Origin of the sequence: Bacillus sp. SD088, assembly GCF_017355205.1 — a bacterium.
Classification (GTDB): Bacteria; Bacillota; Bacilli; order Bacillales; family Bacillaceae_C; genus Lederbergia.
The window spans coordinates 1-3,929 of the sequence record NZ_JADIJK010000056.1 but is presented as its reverse complement, the minus strand read 5'-3'; the positions used below and the strand labels follow the sequence as shown (position 1 = coordinate 3,929).

Sequence of the window (3,929 nt, the reverse complement as noted above, 5' to 3'; positions counted from 1 at the left end):
CCGCATTTATTCATAAAAATGCGGCTTTTTCCATGCACGCTTAACAGCAGGCTATTGTTTAAATCGAACCGACTCTGGCAAGTTTCTATCTTCTCACAGCATTCTGCACATGCATTAAATATTCCTTTTTATTCAGGGGATTATAGTCGCTTCGCTTTCTTGTTGGTATCTCACCATCAATTTTCTTATAGCCAGACGGCCTAGCGATAAAGATGCCCTCCCCCTCCGTATAGGAGTGAAGACCGACCTTAAATGGTTCTGTTGTTGCGACCGGTATACTTCCTGTTATGAGAACTGTTTCATCCTTTAATGCAGGCTCATTAAAATCTGCCTTCATTGTTGAAAGATTAAATATGGCCTTACTTAAAGCTTGTGCAGGCACTCTGAGTTCAAAGCTATTAATGGGTTCATAAACCTCTGTACCGGCCTTTGACAAAGCCTCCATCAAAACAAGCGGCGTTAAGTGTCTAAAATCCCCGGCTGTGCTTACGGGACTAGCATAAGCAGTATGGGTCAACGTTACGATAACGTCCGTCACTTCCCAACCATATAAACCCTGTTTCAATACATGATACACCGTATCCTCTATTGCCTTTTGGAACGATAAGGGGAGGGAGCCTAGTTCCACATCGAGCTTATAAATGATCCCACTATTTTGCTCACTAGGTTCAACTCTAAATCCTACCGTTGCATAAAATGGATTCCCTTTACTTCCCATGACTTCGACCGCACTTCCAGCAGCCTTAGGCTTCTCCATACATATGATCCTCGTTTCAGAAAAACCAACCTCTATATTATCTTGCTCCTGAAGTACCGTTTTAATGACTTCCTTCTGTACTTCACCGAAAAGCGAGATATAGATTTCTCGATTAAAGTCATCCCTAGATATCTTAATAAGCGGGTCTTCCTCTGCCATAGAAGTCAGTACTTCAAACAATTTTTGAGTATCTTCGCTATAAAGGGCCTCTATCCTTGTCTCCATATTTGGCTCAGCAAAGGAGACATTTCTAATTTTATCCGACCATTCTCCAAGGACATCACCGATTTTAAGGGATTTAAGGCCATGAACAATCCCGATGTCACCCGCTTCAATCTTTTCTGCATGAAGCGTCTTGCCTTCTCGAAGCGCGCTAAGCATTTTGACCTTATCTGTAGATGGCTCTAGCTCACCCTCACTATTTCTCCTGCTTACAAGGACTTCCTCTCTAACCCGAAGTACACCTGAGAACACCCTGACATAAGCTTTCTTTTCTCCCGAATGCTCTCTCTCTATCTTAAAAACCACCGCAGAAAGAGGTTGAGGATCTCCTGCAGTATCCCGACTACAATTTACAGGAAGGAAAGCTTCTAAACTATCAAGCAGCGCTTTGACACCGATACCTTTTACCGCTGATCCAATGAATACTGGGAAAACCTTTCCCTCTTTCGACTGTTGGCTGATCTCATGCCTTAAGGCTTCCTTAGCCTGCACTTTGCCGTTAACATAATCCTCAAGCAGCGCTTCGTTATTCATCGATAGTACATCAATGCATTTTTCTACAAACGCTTCACTTCCGAAATCATAACTTTCAGCTTGAGCAGTATCCGTTCCTTCGTTTACTCCCATATATAAAGGGATAGCTCGATTAGTTAATTTCTCCTCAATGCTTTGGATAACTTTAGAAGAATCGGCCCCACTTCTATCGATCTTATTAATAAACAGCAAAGTAGGTATCTTTAGCTTCATCAGACTGTTCATCAGGATCTTGGTTTGCGCCTGTATCCCTTCAACGGCTGAGATCACGAGTATTGCGCCGTCAAGGATGCGAGTAGATCGCTCCACCTCTGATATGAAATCAGCATGCCCCGGTGTATCTATTAGATTCACCTTAAGATCCTGGATTGTGAAAGATACCGTCGAGGCTTTAATTGTGATACCTCTTCTCCGCTCTAGGTCCATAGAGTCCGTCTGAGTATTGCCTTTATCCACTCTTCCCAGCTCGTTTATAACCTTTGTTTCATATAGAATATTTTCAGTAAGGGTCGTCTTCCCTGCATCGACATGTGCAAGGATCCCTATATTTAAAATTTTCATTCAGTAATTTCCTCTTTTCATTTATCATATTTATTTCCTCTCCGGTTCTTTTGAATTGCCGCATAACTATATACCTCCATAATGGTTTTATTTTTTAGTTCAGTCATTTTAGTTCAGCTTCAATTCATGCTGAATCTTCTGACATTTGCACTTTATCATGATTGATGTTGTTTCGCAAGTAGTTTAAAACACAGCACCAAACAACCCTAATTCTTGAAAAGAAGCATTTATCCTTCTCTTTAGAAAGGATTAGTAATAAGCTTTTACCATTGTTTGAGATATGGCTAATATCTTAATGGTCCGTTAAGTTATTTATGATTTGTATAGAAAAGATAACCTTACTATATGGACACGAAGCAAATGAACTGACAACAGATAGATGCTGCATTATAAGAAAAGCGCAAGCGCCTTGCTCAGCCCCGACAAGCAAATGTTCTGAGACAAGAAAAGTCCGGTTTTGACTTTTATTGGCTCAGGTTATTTGACCTCGAGGGGTTAGGCGCTGGAGCTAGATCAAAACACTAGCCAAAATTTTATAACTTTCTTATCTTTTAAAAAAGCTTCTCGACAATTTGATAGCGGCGGCCAAATTATCTATTGTTTTCAGTTGTTGTCAATTTATTATTAATGTGTTGCCAAGTAATGTATTTAGTAGTAAAATGAATCACGTTGATTGGCGCATAAACTTACTCATAATGATAAGGTCGGAGGTTCGCCAGCACCATTCATTGGATTGGAGAAGTACCCAAGTCCGGCTGAAGGGGACGCACTCGAAATGCGTTAGGACGGGCAACTGTCGCGTGGGTTCGAATCCCACCTTCTCCGTTTTTAGAAAACTAATAAAACCTACTAGAAGCTATTTCTTTTTACTCCATTCTTTCAAATCAAAATAAAACTAAATAGACATAAGAATTTGAAGGTCTTCCCAGTTCCCCCTTATTACACAAAGAAGTGTAACCATGATTAGAAAAAACAAGATAAGCTAAAAAGCGCATTATAAAAAATCCTCCTATACACCCCTAATTTTCCTTGGCTATAAATTTCTTCAAAATGCTTATCAAGAGTTACCTCATTCCTTCTTTATGTTCTTTAACTCACAGATCAGTACAGACCTTCCCTTTCTAAGTTTTTTACATTTCTGGCTGGAACTTCTGCCAGCAATACATTATCATCGAATGATTTTGTTGCAGCGGCTCCTGATCTATCCTAACGTTACACCATGATCAATTGTTGCATGTCCTCCAATCCAGCAATTCCTTCCGATTTTCACATCAGTTGTTCGTTCCAATTCTTTTTCTCTATTTATTGAATCTAATGGACGATTTACAATATATATGTCTACTTGAGGATGCCCCTCTATCTAAAATGGCAGTTTAATTTAAACAAGGAGTTAATCATGAAGAAATTTTATATTGCATCCAGCTTTAATAATATTGATACAGTTCGTTACGTTAGTAATGAGTTAAAAAGTAAAGGTTATATTCAAACTTATGATTGGACAAAAAACGTGAGAGCATCAACTTTTGAGGACCTAAAAGAAATAGGACGCCAAGAAAGAAACGCTGTGATGGAAGCGGATTTTATTATTGTTTTATTACCAGCGGGGAAAAGTAGTCATATTGAATTCGGTATTGCACTTGGACAAAGAAAAAGAATACTCCTCTATTCTCCAAATGACGAAGTAAATAATTTCGAAACTACCAGTACCTTTTACCATCTATATGAAGTTGAGAAATGCATTGGAACTATTGATGATTTGGTTGCTATGGTAACAAAATAAGAGTGTATCCTTTAAGCTAAACCTTCTTTGTATTTCCTCACAGAAAGGACCATCCAATGATTAGATTGCATGGTC

2 protein-coding genes and 1 tRNA gene are annotated in these 3,929 nt (G+C 39.1%); 2 read left to right on the top strand and 1 reads right to left on the bottom strand.

The genetic code is table 11. From position 1 onward, the window contains the following. Positions 1-85: 85 nt before the first annotated feature. Positions 86-2,074, bottom strand: coding sequence for an elongation factor G (locus IPU53_RS24570; protein ID WP_207454147.1), 1,989 nt, complete (start codon positions 2,072-2,074; stop codon positions 86-88). A 735-nt stretch (positions 2,075-2,809) separates the two neighbouring features. Here IPU53_RS24570 and IPU53_RS24565 point away from each other — a divergent pair. After that, positions 2,810-2,899, top strand: a tRNA-Ser gene (locus tag IPU53_RS24565). Between the two features lie 571 nt (positions 2,900-3,470). Further along, positions 3,471-3,854: a group-specific protein gene (locus IPU53_RS24555; protein ID WP_207454145.1), complete on the top strand. Its 384-nt coding sequence runs from the start codon at positions 3,471-3,473 to the stop codon at positions 3,852-3,854. Positions 3,855-3,929 lie beyond the last annotated feature (75 nt).